An 18,639-nucleotide genomic window follows, 5' to 3' on the forward strand; every position below is an offset into this window, starting at 1 on the left:
GCGCCCGTCCGCCCGATCCAGATCCCCGACGCCTTCGAGACGGCGGCCGCACGCGGCCGCCCGGACGCCCCTGCCTCACGCCCTCGGAGGGCGGCATGAATCTCTCCAAGTTCTTCATCGACCGCCCGATCTTCGCGGGCGTGCTCTCGATGCTCATCTTCATCGGCGGTCTGCTGTCGCTCTTCGCGATGCCGATCTCCGAGTATCCGGACGTGGTGCCGCCCTCCGTCGTCGTCCGCGCGACCTTCCCGGGCGCCAACCCCAAGGTCATCGTCGAGACCGTGGCGACGCCGATCGAGGAGCAGATCAACGGCGTCGAGAGCATGCTCTACATGTCGAGCCAGGCCACGACCGACGGCATCATGACGCTGACCGTCACCTTCCGGCTGGGCACCGACCCCGACAAGGCGCAGCAGCTCGTCCAGAATCGGGTCTCGCAGGCCGAGCCGCGGCTGCCGGCGGTGGTGCGCCAGCTCGGCATCGTCACGGTGAAGAGCTCCCCCGACCTCACCATGGTCGTGCATCTCGTCTCGCCCAACGGGCGCTACGACATGACCTACCTGCGCAACTACGCGGTGCTGAACATCAAGGACCGCCTGGCGCGGCTCGACGGCGTCGGCCAGGTCCAGCTCTTCGGCTCCGGCGACTACGCGATGCGGATCTGGCTCGACCCGCAGAAGGTGGCCGAGCATGGCCTGTCCGCGGGCGACGTCGTGCGGGAGATCCAGGCCCAGAACGTCGAGGCCGCGGCCGGCGTGATCGGTGCGTCGCCGGCCGTTCCGGGCCTCGACCTGCAGCTCTCGCTCAACGCCGAGGGGCGCCTGAGCAGCGAGGAGCAGTTCGGCGACATCGTGGTCAAGACCGGCGCCGACGGCGCGATCACGCGCCTGCGCGACGTCGCGCGCATCGAGCTCGGCGCTTCCGACTACGCCCTGCGCTCGCTCCTCGACAACAAGTCGGCGGTGGCGATCCCGATCTCGCAGTCGCCGGGCTCGAACGCGATCCAGATCTCCGACGAGGTGCGCCGCACCATGGCGGAGATCAAGCGGACCATGCCGGAGGGCGTCGACTACCAGATCGTCTACGACCCGACGCAGTTCGTGCGCGCCTCCATCGAGGCCGTGATCCACACGCTGCTGGAGGCGATCGCCCTCGTCGTGCTCGTGGTGATCCTGTTCCTGCAGACGTGGCGGGCCTCGATCATCCCGCTGCTCGCCGTGCCGGTCTCGATCGTCGGTACTTTCGCGGTGATGCACGTCTTCGGATTCTCGATCAACGCGCTGAGCCTGTTCGGCCTCGTGCTGGCCATCGGCATCGTCGTCGACGACGCGATCGTGGTCGTCGAGAACGTCGAGCGCAACATCGAGAGCGGCCTGTCCCCGCGGGACGCCAGCTACCAGGCCATGCGCGAGGTCTCGGGCCCGATCATCGCCATCGCCCTCGTGCTGGTCGCGGTCTTCGTGCCGCTGGCCTTCATCAGCGGCCTGACGGGCCAGTTCTACAAGCAGTTCGCCCTCACCATCGCGATCTCGACGGTGATCTCGGCGATCAACTCGCTGACCCTCTCGCCGGCCCTCTCGGCGCTGCTGCTGAAGGATCACCACGCGCCGAAGGATCGCCTCACCCGCATCCTCGACCGGCTGCTCGGCTGGTTCTTCCGCCGCTTCAACCGCGCCTTCGGGCGAGCCTCGAACGGCTACGGCCGCGGCGTCGGCTTCGCGGTGTCGCGCAAGGCCGCGATGATGACGCTCTACGTCCTGCTCGTCGGGCTGACCGTCGGCCTGTTCCGCCAGATCCCGGGCGGCTTCGTGCCGGGCCAGGACAAGCAGTACCTCGTGGGCTTCGCGCAGCTGCCCGACGGCGCGACCCTCGACCGGACGGAGGAGGTCATCCGCCGCATGAGCGAGATCGCCCTCAAGGAGCCCGGCGTCGAGAGCGCCGTCGCCTTCCCGGGCCTCTCGATCAACGGCTTCACCAACAGCTCCAACTCGGGGATCGTGTTCTCGACGCTCAAGCCGTTCGACGAGCGGAGGGACCCGTCCCTCAACGGGGCGGCGATCGCGCAGTCACTGAACAAGAAGTACGCCGCGATCCCCGAGGCCTTCATCGCGATGTTCCCGCCGCCGCCGGTGAACGGACTGGGGACGATCGGCGGCTTCAAGCTGCAGATCGAGGATCGCGCCGGCCTCGGCTACGAGGCGCTGAACGACGCCACGAAGGCGTTCATGGCGAAGGCCGCCCAGGCGCCGGAACTCGTCGGGCTGTTCTCGAGCTTCCAGATGAACGTGCCGCAGCTCTTCGCGGACATCGACCGGACGAAGGCCCGTCAGCTCAACATCCCGGTGACGGACGTCTTCGACACGCTGCAGATCTATCTCGGCTCGCTCTACGTCAACGACTTCAACAAGTTCGGCCGCACCTACTCGGTGCGCGTCCAGGCCGACGCCCCGTTCCGGGCGCGGTCGGACGATGTCGGTCTGCTGAAGGTCCGGGCCGGTTCCGGCGAGATGGTCCCGCTCTCCGCCCTGCTGCGCGTCCGCCAGACCGCCGGACCGGAGCGGGCCATGCGCTACAACGGCTTCCTGTCGGCCGACATCAACGCCGGTGCGGCGCCCGGCTACTCGTCGGGTCAGGCCCAGGCGGCGGCGACGCGGATCGCGGCCGAGACGCTGCCGCGGGGCTTCGCCTTCGAGTGGACGGACCTGACGTACCAAGAATTCATCGCGGGCAATTCCGGGGTCTGGGTCTTTCCCCTCGCGCTGCTCCTGGTCTTCCTCGTGCTCGCCGCGCAGTACGAGAGCCTCGCCCTGCCGCTGGCGATCCTGCTGATCGTGCCGATGGGGCTGCTCGCCGCGATGTTCGGCGTCTGGCTGTCGGCCGGCGACAACAACGTCTTCACGCAGATCGGCCTGATCGTGCTCGTCGGGCTCTCGGCCAAGAACGCCATCCTGATCGTCGAATTCGCCCGTGAGCTCGAATTCGCCGGTCGGACCCCGCTCCAGGCGGCGATCGAGGCGAGCCGCCTCCGGCTGCGGCCGATCCTGATGACGTCGATGGCGTTCATCATGGGCGTGCTGCCGCTGGTGACAGCCACCGGCGCCGGATCGGAGATGCGCCGCGCGATGGGCGTCGCGGTGTTCTCGGGCATGATCGGCGTGACCGCCTTCGGCCTGTTCCTGACCCCGGTCTTCTACGTGCTGCTGCGTCGCCTGAGCGGCAACAGGCCCCTGAAGCATCACGGCGCCGCAGCGCCGGTCCCGGCGCCAGTAGCTGTGCCGGGCTCCGCGCCGGCCGATCACGGGATCCCGTCAGCCGCGCCGCTGCCACAGGCCTGACAGGGCGCGCCACGCCGGCGCCAGCACGACGTTCGTCAGCGGGATCAGCGCCCCGCCGACGACCAGCCCGATGAGGCCCGACACGGTCGCGGTGACGAGCCACTCGACGAGGCCCGCGGCGAACGGCACGCGCGCCGCCGCGGCCTCCGCCATCGCGTGGGCGGCGTGCGCCGGGGCCGAGAACCCGTAGGTCTCCAGACCGTGCATCAGGATCCCGCCGCCGACCCAGATCATCGCCGCCGTCCCGATGACGGCCAGGATCTTGAGCAGGATCGGCATGCCCTTGACGACGCCGCGGCCGAGCCCGCGGATCAGGCTTCCGAGCGGCGGGCCCGCGGTGCTGCGGGCGAGGGCCAGACCGGCATCGTCGGCCTTCACGATCAGCGCGACCACGCCGTAGACGCCCGCGGTGATGCCGACCGCGACGATGGCCAGCACCGCCGCCCGCATCCAGAAGCTGCCCTCCGGCAGCGCCGCCAGCGTGATGGCCATGATCTCGGCCGACAGGATGAAGTCCGTCTTGATAGCGCTCGCCACGCGCCGGTCTTCCCGGGCCTGATCGCCGCCGGCTCCACCCTCCTGGTCCGCCTCGTCGCCGTGGCCGTGATGGGCGAACACGGCTTCGTAGACCTTCTCGGCGCCCTCGAAGCACAGGTACGCGCCGCCCAGCATGAGGAGTGGCGTGATCGCCCAGGGGGCGAAGGCGCTCAGCGCCAGGGCACCCGGCAGCAGGAAAAGGATCTTGTTGCGCAGCGATCCGAGGGCGATCCTGCCGACGATCGGCAATTCGCGCTCCGCGGCGAAGCCGACGACGTAGCGCGGCGTCACGGCCGCGTCGTCGATGACGACGCCGGCGGCCTTGGTGCCGGCGCGCGCCGCCTGGCCGGCCACGTCGTCGAGCGAGGCCGCCGCGGCCCTCACCATGAAGGCGACATCGTCCAACAGGGCGATCAATCCGACGCTCACCCGTCCCCCCTCGTCCCTGACCGGTCCGCCAGACAGACGATCCGCGGCAGGATTTGATCCCTGACCGGCGAAAAATCGGCGGACCCGGCCGTCGCCCGGGACTGGCTGCCCCCGCTCGCTCGCGCCTAGCGCAGCGCCAGGGCGTCGAGCCATCCGTGCGCGGCGGCGTAGCGGATGATCTCCGCGCGCGTGCGCAGGCCCAGCTTCTCGGCGGCCCGCGCCTTGTAGGTCTCGATGGACTTCACGCTGAGATCGAAGCGCCGCGCGATCTCCTTGTTGCTGAAGCCCTGCGCGATCAGCCGGAGCACGTCGGTCTCGCGCGGGCTCAGCGCTTCGGCCGACGGCTCGGACTCCGCGCCCTGCGTCGGGGCCCCGGGATGCGCCATGGCGTGGCTCGCCACCGAGGGGTCGAGGTAGATCCCGCCCGCCGCGACGGCGCGGACCGCGCGGAGCAGGTCCTCCGCGGCCGAGCGCTTGAGGAGGTAGCCCCGGGCGCCCGCCTTGAGCAGCGGCTGAACGTAGGCCGCGTCCTCGTGAACCGTCAGCACCAGCACCCGCGTCCGCGGGCACGACCCGGCGACGCGCTCGGTCAGCTCCAGGCCGTTGAGGCCCGGCATCGAGACGTCGACGACGGCGACGTCCGGGTCGGCGGCGTGGATCATCGGCAGCGCCTCGCTGCCGCTGGTGGCCTCGCCGACCAGCTCGATCTCCGGGTCGGCGTTCAGGAGCGTCCGGATCCCCGCGAGGACGATGGGATGGTCGTCGGCCAGGGCGACGCGGATGCGGTCCGTCATGCGCTTCTCCTCAGGTCTCGGGATGTTCCGGAATCGGGATGGTGACGAACAGCGTCGTACCGATGCCCGGGGACGATTCCAGCGTGAGAGTCCCGCTCAGGAGCGACAGCCGCTCGCGGATGCCCGACAGGCCGAGCCGCAGCTTGGCCGGCGCCTCGCCGCCGGCGCGCTCACGCTGCTCGTCGGCGTTGAAGCCGATGCCGTCATCCTCGATGACGACCCGCATCTCGCCCGCGCGCTTCTCCACCGAGACGCTGACGCTCGCGGCCCGGGCGTGCTTGAGGACGTTGGTCAGGGCCTCCTGCACGATCCGGTAGACGGCGGTCTCGATCGCGGCCGGCAGCCGGGTCGCCTCGCTCAGGAACTCCAGGTCGGCGCGGATCCCGTGCCGCTGGCTCCAGTCGCGCAGCAGGGTGGCCAAGGCCTCGCGCAGGCCGAGATCGTCGAGGGCGGTCGGCCGGAGGTCGACGGCGGCCCGGTGGATGTCGCGGCCGATCTCCCCGGCGAGCGATTGCAGCCACTCCACCTGCCGGCCGGCCTCGGCCGTGGCCCCGCGTGCGAGGAGCCGCTCCATGCTCTTGAGGCCCAGCGAGAGTCCGGTCACCGTCTGGCCGACCTGGTCGTGGAGTTCCCGGGCGATCCGGCGCTGCTCGTTCTCCTGGGCCTCGCCGAGGCGGCGCAGCAGCGCGAAGCGCTCGGCCTCCGCGCGCTTGCGCGGCTCGATGTCCGACACCACGCCGTAGATCAGCCCGGCCGGGGTATGCTCGTGGAGCTGCGGCACGCGGCCGGCGACCCGCACCCAGCGCGGCTCCCGACTCTCCTGGGTCACGCGGAACTCGACGTCGAGCGGCGTGCCCTCGGCGAGGCTCCGGCGCAGGGCCTCGCTCAGGCGCCCGCGATCCTCGGGATCGACCGCCTGCAGGACCGTGTCGGCGTCAACGGCGCTGTCGCGCCCCTCGGCGGCGGCCGTCCAACCGAGGAGATCGGCCGCGCGGGGCGAGCCGGTGACCCGGTGCGCGACGGTGTCCCAGCGCAGCGTGCCGAGTTCCGCGGCCTCGGCGGCGACGGCGCCCTGTTCCTCGCTGGAGCGGAGCGCGAGGGAGAACCGGGCCTGCTCGCCCGCCCGGCGCTGCGCCATGTCGCGGCCGACGAGACCGACCAGCGCCAGGGCGAGCCCGATGCTGACGAAGCTGCCGCCACCCAGGACGGCGTAGGACCGCGAGACCGGCGCGTTGAGCGTCGCGACCGGCATCCCGAAATGCACCGACCAGCCGCCGGTATGCTGCAGGGTCCGGTAGACCACCTCGACATCGGCGCCTTCCAGCGTCGGTCCGGTGTAGAAGCCGTTCGGGGCGTTCCGGATCGCCGCCTGGAGCGCCGGGTTCGCCGGGTGGCCGAGCTCCTCCACCTCGGCCCGGGTCCGGGCGATCGTGTTGCCCTCCGCGTCCACGATGGTGCCGACCCAGCCCTCGGGGGCGCCGGCGTCGCGCAGGATCGAGCTCACCGCGTTCGTGGCGAGCCGGATCGAGAGGACGTAGCGCAGAATGCCGTCCCGGATGACCGGCACGCGCAGCGCGACGAGGCGCTTGCCCGAGATCGAGCCGGCCGGGCCGATGCCGCCGATCACCGGCTGCCGCGTGCGCACCACCGCGTCGAAGCTCGTCCGGTCCGAGGTCGGTCCGAGTTCCTCCTCGAGGGACCGGAGCAGGTTGACGATCTGGGCGCCGTCCGGTCGCGCGAGCTCCACCGTCTCCCAGAGCGGGTGCGCCTGCCGGAGACGCACGGCCTCGGCGTAGAAGGCCGCGAGGTCGGGCCTGTCGAGGGTCGCGGAGGCGGCCTCGGCCTCGAGGACGGCGATCTGGGCGGCGATGTCCGAGGCGACGCGCTCGGCCACCCGGGTCGCACTGGCGACGGCGGCGCTCCGGGCGAGGTCGCGCTGCTGCTGTGCCATCAGCGTCGCGACCCAGCCGCTGAGCAGCAGGACCGGGATCGCGGCCGCGAGGGCGAGGGCGACGAAGGTGCGGCGGCTGCCGCGGCTCAGCTGGAGCTCGGGCCTCCGGATCGCGGTGTCGCGGGCGCGAGCATTCATGCGGCCGTGCGCGGACACGCTGCGCGCCGGTCCGGACCCGGCGCCCATCGCTCGGACGGCCCGACGCCCCTGTCTCGCCGTCCCGCGCGCACCGTCGCCCGCCTCCCGTATCCCCGCATCGGCCCGTGAACTCACAGCTCTCCTACGGGAAAGTCGGGCCGCCGTCAGGCCGGGGAGGCGGGGTCGGACGCGGCACCGGCGTCGGAAAGGGCCGATCCGGGCAGCATCCGGGCGGGGTGCGGCATCCGCGTCGCGACCGCCCACGAGGAGCCGTCGTAGCCCTCGTACCAGGCCCGGCGCTCGCGCGACTCGCCGGGATAGGGGCAGGCGTCGCGGGGCCGACCGACGGCGCGCGCGCGGGCGCCCTGTTTGACGATGTCCATGAGCATGGGCGCTGATCTCTCCGGCCGCTCGGGAGCCTGTCCCGCCGGGTCAGAAGCGCCGAGTTCGAACGGCCAAGCAAGCTGTTTCGAGCCGGGATACCGCTCACACCGACGCCTGTCGGGAATATCCCGACAGGCCGTGCGTGCGATGATCGATTGACCATTGCACGAAAGCGGCACCGGATCTTTCGGAGATCGCCCCGATCCGTCCGAATGATGCGCGGAGAGACACGAGATCCTCGCGTCGTCGGACGCGAGGATCACGAGTGCCCCGCCGACGTGGGCGTGGCGTGGGACGCCGATCGGGAGACCGTGACGGCCCGGCCTCCCGGTCCGGATGCGCCGCCTAGTAGGCGCAGCCGTAGCCGACCGGCGCGTAGCCGTACCCGTAGGTCCGCCCGTAGGCCGCGCCGTAGAGACCGGGCCGTGCAGCGGCCGCGAGGCCCAGGCCGGCGCCGGTCGCGAAGCCGACCCCGCGATAGCCGCCCCAGCCACCCGAGCGATACGCATGGGGCCGGAAGCCGTAGCCGGCGGGGCGGAAGTGGACGCCGCGATATCCGCGGTAGCCCCGGTGCCGCCGGTAGTGCCGGTGGAGACGGTGATGGCGGTACCGGTGGAGGCCGTGGCGCCGCCCCCTCCAGACGCCGTGGCCCAGATGGTGGGGCCCATGATGGAAGCCGCGGCCGTGGGGTCGCGCCTCGCTCGACGGGGCGAACAGGACGAGGCTCGACAGCGCCGTGAGGGCGATCGCGAGACGTTTCATGGGCTAAGCTCCAGAGACGGTGAAGGACGTCCGCACGGATCGGACCCGATGCCGGATCCGACCGCGCGGCGCGGTCTGTCGGGACAGCGATGCCGGCCGCCATCGCGGGCCACCGCGCATTCCCCGGGACTCGCGGACGGCGGGAGACCGCCGGTCGCTGTCCCGCAGGCTCATCTGTGTTGCCCGGCGCCGATCCGCAGTCGGAGAGATCGGCAATCGTGTCAGGGTCGGCCCGACATGCCCGGGCGACCGGCCTGGATTAGCTTGGCCGTAGACATTCGCGCGCGCTGCACAGGGGGACGGCATGCGGAAGGCGTTGGGACGGCCGGTGCAGAGGGCGCGATCCTGGTACCGGCGCTACGGGCGCCTCGGCGCGCCGCGGACGCCGCGACCGGTCAAGCAGGGCCCGCAGGCCGCCCCCGGACGCTCGCTGGAGGACTGGGCGCGGTTCGGCGGCGGTCTGCTCGGCCCGGAATTCGGCGATGCCCCGCGTCCTGAGATCCGCGCCGATCGAGGGGCCGCCCTCGGCATCCCGATCAGTCCGCCGGGCTGAAGACGTCGTCGCTCACGAAGACCATCTCGCGGTCGATCTCGGGGGGATCCTTCTGCGAGCCGTAGGCGAAGAACAGGCGCCGGGTCCGGCCATCCGCCGCGGTCAGCGTCAGTGTGTGGCGATCGAGGGCGTAGCGCCCGCCCTCCGGCGCGCGCCGACGGGCGATCGCCGTGCCGACGCCGGTGCTCGCCCCCGAATTCGTCGCGCCGACCGAGCCGCCGCGGCCGTAACTCCCGTCCGCGTGGAAGTCGTAGCGGCTCTCGACGGCGATCGCGACGTCGCCGCCCAGGGCTGTGTTGCCGCCGCCCGACAGCCTTCGGTACGCCCGCGCCACCCGCTCGCCAGAGCCGGCCGGGAAGGCCCGGAAGAAGCTGCCGTCGCCGAGGGCGTAGTCGTTCGCGCGGCCGCGCGCGTCGGTCAGGACGAAGCCGGCGCCCTTGGCGCTCCACCGCCCGAATCGCTTGGGCCGTGCGGCCCGCTCGGCGGCGAGGTCCACGTCTTCGAGCGCGGTGTCGGCGACCTCGTAGTAGGTTCCGTCGCGCAGGAAGATCAGCGGCTCGAAATCGATCGTCATGAGACCGCCGACGCCGAACCCGGTGGTCGAACGGAAGTACACGCCCTCGACCGAATCCCAGTTGGCGGCGTGGCGCGGGGGACCGGCCGCGTCCGGGGCGGAGGGAGCCGGGGAGGGAGCCGGCCGCGCGTCCGGCACGGGCGGGCTCTCCGCGACCGGTGGCGGCTTCGGGGCCGCGCGTCCGGCCCGGCCCTTCGGCACCAGCCCGTCCTCGGTCAGCGCCAGATTCCGCAGCGTGGCGACCGGGATGAACTCGTTGGACAGGCCCGCCAGGAAACGCGGCAGCACGCCGAGCCGCTTGGCCGCCTGCCAGCCGGCATGGTGGAGAACGGCGCGCAGCTTGACCTGCTCGGCGAAGGCCGCCCGCGTGGCCGGCTGGGACAGGGGCGGCCGTTCCGCCATCGGCGCCACGAACCGGGTCCGGATCGCCCGCAGGGCCGCCGCGCTCGGCTCGACCGTCGCGTCGTTGGCGACCATCCATTGCAGGGCGATGAAGGCGGTGAGCACGTCGCCCGCATCGTCCGGCCGCAGCGGCGTCCCGTCGAGGAAGCCGCGGAAGACGCTGTCGTAATCGTGCCGGGCCAGCTCTCGCGCCGTCTCGGCCGCGGCGATCGGGTTCGTGGCGCGCTGGTCGCGCACCGCCCGCGCGACCGTGGCGGCCCGCAGGTCGGGCGTCGAGGCGTAGGGGAGGGCCGGTCCCTCCACCTCGGTCGCCTGCGCCCGTGCCGGGGTCGCCGTCACCGGGATCGCCAGGCTCGACAGCGGGACGGCTGCCACGCCGAGGCCGAGCAGCGCGGCCGCGCGCCGGAAGGTGAACCGCATCATCGCCGCAACCACGCTCGAAGGATCATCAGCAGGCCCTGCACGACGGTGAGCAGCAGTGTCAGGGCCATGAAGGGCAGGAACGGGATCAGCAGCCAGCCCGTCATCGTCAGCGTGTAGAGCAGGCCGCCGATATCGTGTCCGGCCACCGGGCAGGGGTGCGTCCCCGCCTCGTTGACGGTGCAGCCGGTCAGGCTCGTCAGCGCGAGGCCGAGCGAGAAGGGTACGACCGGCAGCCACGTGATCAGCAGCAGGATGAGGATCACGCGCAGGCGTCGCCGGGACGGGCTCGGCCGCGCCATCGTGGGGATGGCCATCGGTCACAAGCCCCGCGCGGAGCCGAGGCGGCCGCGTCTCGCCGCGCCGCTCATGGCTGGCGGCGATAGAGGCCGCGGAAGGTGACGTTGACGCCTCCGCAGGCGAGGTTGTCGTCGACGACCAGCCAGGGGCCGACCCGCCGCAGCCAGACCTTGCAATCGGACGCGTCACCGGCCTCGACCGGCAGCGCCCCGTTCTCGCCGACGGCGAAGCTCGCCGCGGCGCCCTGCGGGGCGACCGTGCCGGCGAATTCGCCGATATGGACGCCGCCGCGGCGCGCCCGCTCCGGATCCCCGGCGCCCCAGGTGGCGTCGCCCCCGAAGGTGAGCAGCCCCGGCTTGTCGGCCTGGGTGATGCGGATGCGCGCCTCCGCACGGGTCCAGGTGCCGAGCCAGTCCGCAGGCGCGACGGCACCGGGTGGCTCGACGGCGACGGCCTCGCCCGGGAGCCAGCCGGTCCGGCCCATCTCGTCGCCCGCGCCGCGATAGTGGGCGCAGACATAGGCGCCGCGACGCTCGCCGAGGATGACGGGATCGGCACTCACCAGGTAGGCGCGCTCGCGGCAGGCGGCGCTCGGGTCCGGGCAGCCGGCGCGGGCGAGCCCGTCCTTGACGAAGGCCGTGCGCCCCGGCGCGCTGATGCGCCCGAAGGTTGGGGGCGCGCCGGACGCGAGCGAGGGGGACCGCCGGCACTCGTTCTCCTCCGCGCGCGCCGGGCCAGCGAGCAGGGCGAGGGCGGAGACCAGGAGCAGCGGGGCGAGGAGCGGCGGGCGCATCGGGAAGGCTCTCGTTGTGGGTGCAGAGGTCGGTCAGCGCATCGCTACCGAGGCGGCGACACGGTCGGCCCTGTCCAGGGCGTCGGGGCGACCGGCATCGGCGAAGCCCAGCACCCGCAGGTAGCGCTGGCCGTCGAAGACCATCGTCTGCGTCACGCCGAGGGCACGGCCGCTCTTGGTGTCGGTCCCGGTGCCGCGCAGCCGCACGACGACCGCCTCGCCGCGACTGGACCGCGCCTCGTCCGTGACGTTCACGTCGGCGAAGTCCTTCTGCGCCGCGAACAGCCGGCGGGCGACCGCGACCTCCGCACCCGCCGGGACCGGCGCCTGACCGAGCGAGGGCGCGACGACGATCACCGGCTGCTCGCGCTCGGGATCGACGTCCTTGGGTCCCTCGGTGAGGAGGAGGCTGTTGCCCGCGAAGACCGCGGCCGGCCGGTAGCCCGCCATGTCGCCGACCGTGTAGGGCAGCGCCGCGACCTGATCGGTCAGGCTCGCCTTCGCGCGGAACGCGATCGTGCGGAGGGCGGCCTCGACGGAAGCGGCGGGCACCTGCCGGGCCGCCTTCTCGGGCACCTGCACGGTGACGAGCCCGGTCCCGGGGGCGCCGCGCACGACGGCGACCCATTTCGCGTAGGTCAGGCCGTTGGCCGGCTGGGTGCCGCGCAGGACGAAGCCCTCACCGCCCGCGACCGGCAGGGGCTCGGCCCCGCCCTTCACCCGGAAGCCCGTGGCGGCCAGCGCCTCGGGGGTGAACCGGCCATTGATCTGGTCCCAGGCCTCCGGCGGCATCTCCACCAGGATGATCGACGCGCCGGCCGGATGCTCGAAACCGGCGAAGCGCCGGCTCACGCTCATCCCGGCCGGCGGCGTCAGGCCGAGGGCACCGGCGCCCGGAAAGACCGGGTCGGCCCGGGCCTCGCGGGCCGCGATCGCCAGGGGCGCGAAGACCAGTCCGGCCAGGATGACGCGCCGCGCCGGGCGTTGCGGGACAAGATGGGAGAGGGCGCCGCGCAGGCGCTCGCGAACCGACATGGTCAACCTTCAGGGAACGGTGGGACGACGAGGCGGGGAAGGCGAGGTTCGGCTACCGCGTCGCCACGCGGCTGATGACGAAGGTGTTGCCCGAGAACTGGACCTGACCCGGCGCGCTCATGTGCTCCAGCATCAGGCGGAGGTTCCGGCCGAGCCGGGCGGAATCCGAGCGGGTCTCGTACCAGTACTCGGTGCTGGCCCCGCTCGCGCGCACCGGACGGTGGTGCTCGTAGCAGCGGAAGGCCGCCATGTACTCCTCGGCCGCCTGGACCTCCTGGGCCGAGAAGCCGCTCAGACGGACGACGTAGGCGCTGGGCAAACCCCCGCAGCCCTCGCCGCCGGGCGCCGCCGCCACGGCGCCGCCGACCGGAGCGGCGTCGGGGGGCGCGGCGCCGGCATCGGCACCGCGGCGGGGCGCTATGACGCCGTCGAGCTTCGCGGTGAGGGCGGCCGCGAGGTCGGCGGCCACCGTCTTCGCCTCGGCGCCGACCCGCTCGAGCAGGCACTCGCGGTCGCATCCCTGGGGCAGGGGCGGCAACTGGAGCCCGGCCACCTCGAACGAGCCGAGCGACTGACCGGTGCGGACGTTGAGGAGGCGGCCGGGGATACGGATCTCCGGCCGGACGATATCCGAGTAGGCGGATTTCGACGCCGACGCGTAGATCTGGAACACCGCCACCACGTCGAGCGGCGGATTCTGGACCGCGCGGGCGACCTCGATCAACTCGGCATCCCGCCGGCGCACCCGGTTGGCTTGGGTGAACCCCATCGCGACGGCGGTCTCGTCGTAGACGTTGTAGCCGCGCAGATTCATGGTCTCGGACAGCTCGTGGATCACCCGCTGGAAGATGCGGTTGCCGCGGGGCACCGCGTCCTCGTCGGCGTCCTCGCCCATCACGACGACGTTGGGCTTGGTCTGCGCCCGGGCCGGTGCCGCGTAGGCGGATCCGAGCGCCAGGACGGCGAGGCAGGCGGCGCGGAACGCGGTGGTGCGGAACGCGGTGGTGCGGACGTGGGGCATCGGGATCCTCCAGGACATCGCGGGTCTCTCCGTCTTCGGACCGTCGGTGAGGCGAGTTGGCGTCATTCGGCGCAGGGACGCGGGGTCGGAGCCGCGCGGAAATCGTCCAGGTCGAGATCCGTCCGCAGGCGCGGGTCGGCCAGGTCGCTGCACGGACCATCCGCGACCGGCAGGACGAAGCGGAGGGCACCGCTGCGGGCCGGCGCGATCAGGCTGACCTCCACCCTGCGGTTCACCCGTGACAGGGGTGCGTCGGGATCCTTCGGCCGCGCGGGTCCCCAGCCGTGGACGCGCAGGCGCTCCGGGGCGATGCCGTAGGTCTCGACGAGATGCGCCTTCACGGCCCGGGCCCGGGCCCGGGAGAGGCGGCGGTTGTAGGCGCGGCCGCCGGCGGCGTCGGTGTGGCCGGCGATCAGGAAGCCGTGGCCCGCGAGCGGCTCGGCGCGCAGGGCCTCGCCGAGCGGTTCGAGCTGGATGCGCGCTTCGGGGGTCAGGCGCGCGCTGTCGTAGGCGAAGAACACGGTGAGATCGATCGACCGGGCGGGAACGACGCGGACCGCCGGGCCGCCGTCGTCGGGGCTGACCGCCAGCGGCCGCGCGGGCGCTCCCGGATTGCCGTCGGCGAACGGCGCGAGCGACCGGATGATCGCGGTCGCACCCGGGTTCGCGGCCCGCGCCTCCTCGGCCTCCGCCCGCTCCGCGGCCGGGTCCCGCGGCGGAGGCGCTTCGTCCGGCTGCGCTGCCCGGGCACCCGGCACCTCGGTGAGCGGGTTCGCCCGCGCGGGCGCGGCCAGCGCGAGGGCGAGGCCGACGGCGAGCAACAGTCCGGAGCGGCCGAGGCGCGCCCGCGCGGCGCGCGGCAGATCGTGGGTCCGCATCGCTTCCCCTTCCAGTGTCCCGGGCCTTGCTTCGGCCCCTCTCACCCCACCATGGGCGGCCCAGAGCGATTTTCATCGCCCGGCCTCGCGATCTTCGCGACGGCGCTCAGCGTCCCCGCAGGATGGCGTTCATCCCGGCCGGGTCGAGGGGTCCGTCGGTCGCCGGCCTGGGTTGGGGTGCCGGGCCGGGCCCGACCGGCCCGGTCCCCGGATCCGCGGCGGCGACCGGGCGCCCCTGGGCCGCCGCGATCCGCGCCAGGGTCGGGCTCCGGCCCAGGATCGCCGAGAGGCGGGTCGCGCTGTTGAAGCTCGTCGGATCCTTCGGATCGAGGCCGCCCTCCTTGTGGAGCGCGATGCCGGCCACGGAGGCGTCGAACATGAGCGAACCGGACGAGCCGCCGAGCGTGTCGCAGCGGTGGCGCAGGTCCGGGCCCTCCGCCTGATCCTTCACGGCGAAGCAGCGGAAGCGGCTCATCACCTTCGGACGTCCGAGGGGATGGTGGATGACCAGCATCGATCGGTTGGCCGTCACCGGCTCGCCCGAGAGCCGCGCGGCGCCGTAGGTCGCGGTCGGATTGCCCGCCACGCGGGCGAGGGCGAAGTCGAGGCGGGCGTCGAATTCGACGGGCTTCGGGTCGATCTCGAAGCGGCGGGAGCCTTTCCCGTCGAGGGTCAGGTAATCCATCAGGATCGACGCCTTGACCGGGCGCAGGTCGCCCGATTGCGGCAGGCAATGGTGGTTGGTCAGCACGTAGTCGCCGGTCAGGAGCGTCCCCGTGCAGGAGGCACCGACCTGCTGCCCGGTGCGGCCGTTCTGGAGCACGATGTCGACGCGGCCGATCGGTCGGGCGAGGGCCGCGAGGCCGTCCTTCGGGTCGAGCTCGCTCACGGGCTCGAAGGCGCCCTTGTTCTGGTCGACATAGGCGGCCGCGTCGCCGGTCGTCTGGCGCAGGGGCAGCTGCGCCCGGCCGTAATCGGCGGGATCGAAGCCGACGCTCTGCGCCCGCGCGGCGTCGCCCCGGCCGAGCACGATCAGCGCGCAGGCCGTTCCCAGAAGGAGAGGGCCTCTCCGGCGCATCGCGATCATCCTCTCCCTCCTCTCGGTCCGCGAATCCGGCCCGCGCTCGCGGGTTCGGTCGACAGCATTCGCAACACGCCGGATTCTCATCAGCGCGCCAGGGTGTGGACCAGGCGGCCGGCAACCGCGCCGGTTCCGGCCTCCGGAACGGCCTGGACCGTGTAGACGAGGTTCTGCCGCGCGCCCTCGCGCAGGAAATAGCCGAGCGCGCCGTCCGCCAGCCGGACGGCCGGGAGGGCGGCGTCGCGCAGTTCCGGCCCGACCTGGACGCGCAGGCCCGGCTCCGCTCCGATGGCGAGCCCGCACAGGTCCGGCGTGAGGCGGCTCGCGGCCAGGTGATCGCCCGACTCCGCCGGTACCGGGCGCCGCTCGGGCGGGTCGGCTCCGAAGGCGACGCGGCGGCAGGAGGAGCCCGCCGGGGCGCGCAGCTCGGAGACGTGGATCGGCGACGCGATCCGGACTTCGATGCTGGGGGGAGGGGTGGCGGGACCGGCCGGCGCGTCGGGGCGCGGCTCACTGACGGGATCGGGCCGCGTGGCCCCGAGAGCGAGCACACCGGCGAGGCCGGCCGCCGCGACGGCGCCGGCCGGCAATGCGAGACGCCACCATCGCCGCGCCGGCGGCGTCTCGGCCCTCTCCGGAGGCCGCAGCGTGGTCAATGCGGCCAGGGCTGCGGGCACGCTGTGCGACGGCAGGATCCGCACGTTCCGGCCCATGCCGCGGAAGACGGCCTCGGCCTGCGCGCGCTCCGGCCCGTCCGGCAGGAGGACCGCCAGCGCGGCGTTCGGAGCTCCGGCGATCGTCGCGGCGGAGCGCTCGATCTTGTCGAGGAGCGCGTAGTCGCCGGGCAGCACCGCGAGGTCGAGATCGACCGCGCCGGTCGCCCAGAGGATGAGATCGGCCTCCTCCGGTGCCGCGGCGAGCGGGTGGCCGCCCTCGGCGAGGCCGTGCGCCAGGCAGACCGGAACCTCCCAGGAGCGTCCGGCATCGAAGGAGCCCGACAGCCGCAGTTCGTGGGGCTCCGGCGTCCGGCCCGTCCACCGGGCGAGCGGGCCGGCAGCCCCGCAGAGCCGGGCGTAATCGGCCGACCACGGCAGCGGGCGATAATCGCCGTCCGCGAAGGCGGCCGGGGCCGGAAGGCCGGGGCGCGGCCTGAGGCCGCGCAGCACCAGCGGTCCGCGGGTCGTGGGCACCACGACGAGGATTGCCGGACGCGTCATGCGCGGGCCGGTCTCCCGGACGGGCCGAGACCGGCCTGCCGGCTGGTCCGACGGCTCGTCAAAGCAGGAACACCGCGCAGGCCGGGTCGCGGAGCATCCGGCCCATGAGGGCCGCGTCCGGCACGGCCGGGTCGAGGGCGAGCAGCGCCGCGCCCTCGATCGCCGGACCGAGGTCGAGCCGGACCGTCTCGTCACCGAGCCACGCCTCGATCACCCGTGGCATCTGCCCCGACTCGCCGCGCAGGACGAGGAGCGGAGGCGCGCCGTCCGCGGCCTCGAGGATCTCCAGCGCGTAGGCGCCGACCCGGCGCCGGAGAATCGCGCCGTCCGAGGCGGCCGCGGCGAGCGGCGCGTGGGCGAGCGCCAGGGCGCCGAGCATCGTCCGGTAGCGCCGGGCCGTCGCGGGGTCGCCGCGGATCGCCCGCACCGTCGCGAGGTCGACCGGGGCGTCGGGCGCACGGGTCGCGTGGGCCCAGAGCCCCGCGTGGTTCGGCCGGGCGGTCGTCGCCGCATCGCGCACGAGGGCGCGGGCCGCGTGGATCTCGGCGAGGAGCCGTGCCGCGTCGCTCACGCCGCGGCCTCCCCGGCATAGGCCGCCGCGAACGCGACCGCGAAGATGTCCCGATCCGCCGGGAACAGCGCGTCCAGCGGCCGGTGCCGGGCGAGTCCGTCGAGCGACCGCTCCAGGTCGGCCGCCGCCTCGGCGAGGCGCAGCAGCGCCGGTTCGGCGGCCGCGAACCCGGCCGCGAGGCTCTCCCGATCGTCGAATCCGGCGCGGCGGACGCGGCGCAGGTCGGCCTCGGCGGCCTCCAGCGCCGCCCGCACCGCCTCGGGCAGCGCGTCGCGATCGGCGATCCGGAGGGCCGCCGCGATGCGCAGCATCCGGCCGAGATGGGCCGCGAGCAGTCCCGCGCGCGTCCGGAGTTCGGCGTAGCTCTCGGCCTCCAGGCAGGTCGCCCGCTCGGCGATGGCGGCGCCGCCGCCGCCGCGGCGCAGGCGGTTGGCGATGCCCGACTGGACCCGGCCGAAGCTCACGGCGCGGAGCGTCGTCAGCGGGCGGGTCCGGTGGTAGGGCTCGAGGCGCAGGAAGTCGGCCAGCTCCTCGCGCTCGGCGCCGGTGAGGATCTTCGGGCCCTCCGGCCAGTCCGCCAGCACGGTCGCCAGCGCCGCGGCGGGTTCGGCGGCCGCGAGATCGCCCAGGGCCGCGTCCAGCCGCTCCTCCCAGCCCGCGTGGGCGTCGAGGGCGGCGGGGGACGTAAGGGCGTCGAGGCCTTCGAGGAGGCGGCCGGCCGCCTCGAAGGTCACGAAATGCTCCGCGACGATGCGGAAGCCCGGCCGCTCGCCCGTCGCCATCTCGGCGCGCCAGAAATCGAGGATGTCGTCGTCCGCGACGGACCGGTGGCCGCCCAGGAAGGTCAGGAGCGCCCGGAAGCGCCGCTCCAGCGGCGCCAGCGGCAGATGGGCGTTCCGGTAGGCGGCGAGATGCCGGGCCAGCCGCTTGGCCAGGATCGCCGCGGCTTCCGGGTCGGGCGCGGCGGCGAGTTCGTCGAGCCAGCCCGCGACGGTCGCGAACTGGGCCAGGTCCTCCGCGGTGAGCACGAACTCGGCCAGCGCGAGGAGCCGGGCGAGCCCGGCCCAGCCGGTGGACCAGGCGGTGCCGAGCACGGGGCCGCGGTCGTCGACGGCCGGGCCGCCGCCGAAGCGCGCTGCGAGGGCGGCCGGTCGCGCGAGGCCCGGGTCCAGGGCGAGGGTGATGAGATCGCGCCCGTCGCGGGCCCCGGCCGCCTCGGCCAGCGCGGCGAGGGCGTGGGCGAGGTCCCAGAGGGGCTTGTCGCGGTTCGGGCGCACGGCACCCGTGACCACGCGGGCGAGCCAGGCACGGTCGGCGCGGGAGAGATCGCGGCCGTCGCCGACGTTGGCGAGGTCGGCCGCGCAGCGCTCATCGTATCCGCCCGTCATGCGCCTCCCGGTCGCGGGCTGCCACGCAACCCCTTGTGATCGTTCGATTCGCCTTATGGTTACCTCGCGACCGGCC

Annotated in this window: 17 protein-coding genes; 2 read left to right on the forward strand and 15 right to left on the reverse strand. The window is 73.6% G+C overall.

Annotation, left to right across the window (positions count from 1 at the left end; all coding sequences use genetic code 11):
• Window positions 1-95: 95 nt before the first annotated feature.
• Window positions 96-3,335, forward strand: a complete 3,240-nt coding sequence (locus tag ACQKQD_RS24950; RefSeq protein WP_427509853.1) for an efflux RND transporter permease subunit — start codon at window positions 96-98, stop codon at window positions 3,333-3,335.
• On the opposite strand, the gene ACQKQD_RS24955 is transcribed toward ACQKQD_RS24950, so the two are convergent.
• The 5 genes from ACQKQD_RS24955 to ACQKQD_RS24975 form a co-directional block, all read right to left on the reverse strand.
• Window positions 3,309-4,301, reverse strand: a complete 993-nt coding sequence (locus tag ACQKQD_RS24955; protein ID WP_026605162.1) for a DUF808 domain-containing protein — start codon at window positions 4,299-4,301, stop codon at window positions 3,309-3,311. The two genes, ACQKQD_RS24950 and ACQKQD_RS24955, sit on opposite strands and share 27 nt — an antisense overlap.
• 125 nt (window positions 4,302-4,426) lie before the next feature.
• The gene (locus ACQKQD_RS24960) at window positions 4,427-5,095 is read right to left on the reverse strand and encodes a response regulator transcription factor (protein ID WP_091926902.1); all 669 of its coding nucleotides are present in this window, start codon (window positions 5,093-5,095) and stop codon (window positions 4,427-4,429) included.
• Window positions 5,096-5,105: 10 nt separating this feature from the next.
• Entirely contained in the window at window positions 5,106-7,184 is a 2,079-nt protein-coding gene (locus ACQKQD_RS24965; protein ID WP_427509854.1) for an ATP-binding protein, read from the reverse strand.
• Window positions 7,185-7,348: 164 nt separating this feature from the next.
• Window positions 7,349-7,573: a ribosome modulation factor gene (locus ACQKQD_RS24970; RefSeq protein ID WP_020094563.1), complete on the reverse strand. Its 225-nt coding sequence runs from the start codon at window positions 7,571-7,573 to the stop codon at window positions 7,349-7,351.
• Window positions 7,574-7,913: 340 nt separating this feature from the next.
• Entirely contained in the window at window positions 7,914-8,330 is a 417-nt protein-coding gene (locus tag ACQKQD_RS24975) for a hypothetical protein (RefSeq protein ID WP_427509855.1), read from the reverse strand.
• 304 nt (window positions 8,331-8,634) lie between these two features.
• Here ACQKQD_RS24975 and ACQKQD_RS24980 point away from each other — a divergent pair, with 304 nt between their 5' ends.
• Window positions 8,635-8,883, forward strand: coding sequence for a hypothetical protein (locus ACQKQD_RS24980; protein WP_427509856.1), 249 nt, complete (start codon window positions 8,635-8,637; stop codon window positions 8,881-8,883).
• Here ACQKQD_RS24980 and ACQKQD_RS24985 read toward each other — a convergent pair.
• The 10 genes from ACQKQD_RS24985 to ACQKQD_RS25030 all read right to left on the reverse strand — a co-directional run bounded on the left by ACQKQD_RS24985 (window position 8,867) and on the right by ACQKQD_RS25030 (window position 18,563).
• A complete protein-coding gene (locus ACQKQD_RS24985) occupies window positions 8,867-10,282 on the reverse strand; it encodes a hypothetical protein (protein ID WP_427509857.1) in 1,416 nt (471 codons plus the stop codon). The two genes, ACQKQD_RS24980 and ACQKQD_RS24985, sit on opposite strands and share 17 nt — an antisense overlap.
• Window positions 10,279-10,596, reverse strand: a complete 318-nt coding sequence (locus tag ACQKQD_RS24990) for a hypothetical protein (RefSeq protein WP_091680690.1) — start codon at window positions 10,594-10,596, stop codon at window positions 10,279-10,281. Before ACQKQD_RS24990 ends, ACQKQD_RS24985 begins: the two co-directional genes overlap by 4 nt.
• Before the next feature lie 50 nt (window positions 10,597-10,646).
• Window positions 10,647-11,372: a hypothetical protein gene (locus tag ACQKQD_RS24995; RefSeq protein WP_091680689.1), complete on the reverse strand. Its 726-nt coding sequence runs from the start codon at window positions 11,370-11,372 to the stop codon at window positions 10,647-10,649.
• A 33-nt stretch (window positions 11,373-11,405) separates the two neighbouring features.
• Window positions 11,406-12,407 carry a hypothetical protein gene (locus ACQKQD_RS25000; RefSeq protein ID WP_091680687.1) on the reverse strand — a complete coding sequence of 334 codons (1,002 nt, stop codon included), beginning with the start codon at window positions 12,405-12,407 and terminating at the stop codon, window positions 11,406-11,408.
• A gap of 52 nt (window positions 12,408-12,459) precedes the next feature.
• The gene (locus tag ACQKQD_RS25005; RefSeq protein WP_427509858.1) at window positions 12,460-13,446 is read right to left on the reverse strand and encodes a hypothetical protein; all 987 of its coding nucleotides are present in this window, start codon (window positions 13,444-13,446) and stop codon (window positions 12,460-12,462) included.
• A 44-nt stretch (window positions 13,447-13,490) separates the two neighbouring features.
• Window positions 13,491-14,306, reverse strand: a complete 816-nt coding sequence (locus ACQKQD_RS25010; protein WP_427509859.1) for an OmpA family protein — start codon at window positions 14,304-14,306, stop codon at window positions 13,491-13,493.
• A 106-nt stretch (window positions 14,307-14,412) separates the two neighbouring features.
• On the reverse strand, window positions 14,413-15,393 hold the full coding sequence (locus ACQKQD_RS25015) for a trypsin-like serine peptidase (protein WP_427509860.1): 981 nt from the start codon (window positions 15,391-15,393) through the stop codon (window positions 14,413-14,415).
• A gap of 80 nt (window positions 15,394-15,473) precedes the next feature.
• Complete coding sequence (locus ACQKQD_RS25020) at window positions 15,474-16,604, reverse strand: hypothetical protein (RefSeq protein ID WP_427509861.1); 1,131 nt, start codon at window positions 16,602-16,604, stop codon at window positions 15,474-15,476.
• Between the two features lie 58 nt (window positions 16,605-16,662).
• Window positions 16,663-17,175, reverse strand: a complete 513-nt coding sequence (locus tag ACQKQD_RS25025; protein WP_427509862.1) for a hypothetical protein — start codon at window positions 17,173-17,175, stop codon at window positions 16,663-16,665.
• Entirely contained in the window at window positions 17,172-18,563 is a 1,392-nt protein-coding gene (locus ACQKQD_RS25030) for a hypothetical protein (protein WP_427509863.1), read from the reverse strand. Before ACQKQD_RS25030 ends, ACQKQD_RS25025 begins: the two co-directional genes overlap by 4 nt.
• Window positions 18,564-18,639 lie beyond the last annotated feature (76 nt).

This window comes from Methylobacterium sp. NPDC080182, from assembly GCF_050281105.1.
Lineage (GTDB): Bacteria > Pseudomonadota > Alphaproteobacteria > Rhizobiales > Beijerinckiaceae > Methylobacterium.

Bases quoted from the DNA above. Each gene is read 5' to 3' on its own strand.
- ACQKQD_RS25015 (WP_427509860.1), bottom strand. From the start codon at position 15,393: ATGATCGCGATGCGCCGGAGAGGCCCTCTCCTTCTGGGAACGGCCTGC.
- ACQKQD_RS25020 (WP_427509861.1), bottom strand. From the start codon at position 16,604: ATGACGCGTCCGGCAATCCTCGTCGTGGTGCCCACGACCCGCGGACCG.
- ACQKQD_RS24980 (WP_427509856.1), top strand. From the start codon at position 8,635: ATGCGGAAGGCGTTGGGACGGCCGGTGCAGAGGGCGCGATCCTGGTAC.
- ACQKQD_RS24995 (WP_091680689.1), bottom strand. From the start codon at position 11,372: ATGCGCCCGCCGCTCCTCGCCCCGCTGCTCCTGGTCTCCGCCCTCGCC.
- ACQKQD_RS24975 (WP_427509855.1), bottom strand. From the start codon at position 8,330: ATGAAACGTCTCGCGATCGCCCTCACGGCGCTGTCGAGCCTCGTCCTG.
- ACQKQD_RS25010 (WP_427509859.1), bottom strand. From the start codon at position 14,306: ATGCGGACCCACGATCTGCCGCGCGCCGCGCGGGCGCGCCTCGGCCGC.
- ACQKQD_RS24990 (WP_091680690.1), bottom strand. From the start codon at position 10,596: ATGGCCATCCCCACGATGGCGCGGCCGAGCCCGTCCCGGCGACGCCTG.
- ACQKQD_RS25000 (WP_091680687.1), bottom strand. From the start codon at position 12,407: ATGTCGGTTCGCGAGCGCCTGCGCGGCGCCCTCTCCCATCTTGTCCCG.
- ACQKQD_RS24950 (WP_427509853.1), top strand. From the start codon at position 96: ATGAATCTCTCCAAGTTCTTCATCGACCGCCCGATCTTCGCGGGCGTG.
- ACQKQD_RS24970 (WP_020094563.1), bottom strand. From the start codon at position 7,573: ATGCTCATGGACATCGTCAAACAGGGCGCCCGCGCGCGCGCCGTCGGT.
- ACQKQD_RS24965 (WP_427509854.1), bottom strand. From the start codon at position 7,184: ATGAATGCTCGCGCCCGCGACACCGCGATCCGGAGGCCCGAGCTCCAG.
- ACQKQD_RS24960 (WP_091926902.1), bottom strand. From the start codon at position 5,095: ATGACGGACCGCATCCGCGTCGCCCTGGCCGACGACCATCCCATCGTC.
- ACQKQD_RS25005 (WP_427509858.1), bottom strand. From the start codon at position 13,446: ATGTCCTGGAGGATCCCGATGCCCCACGTCCGCACCACCGCGTTCCGC.
- ACQKQD_RS25030 (WP_427509863.1), bottom strand. From the start codon at position 18,563: ATGACGGGCGGATACGATGAGCGCTGCGCGGCCGACCTCGCCAACGTC.
- ACQKQD_RS24985 (WP_427509857.1), bottom strand. From the start codon at position 10,282: ATGATGCGGTTCACCTTCCGGCGCGCGGCCGCGCTGCTCGGCCTCGGC.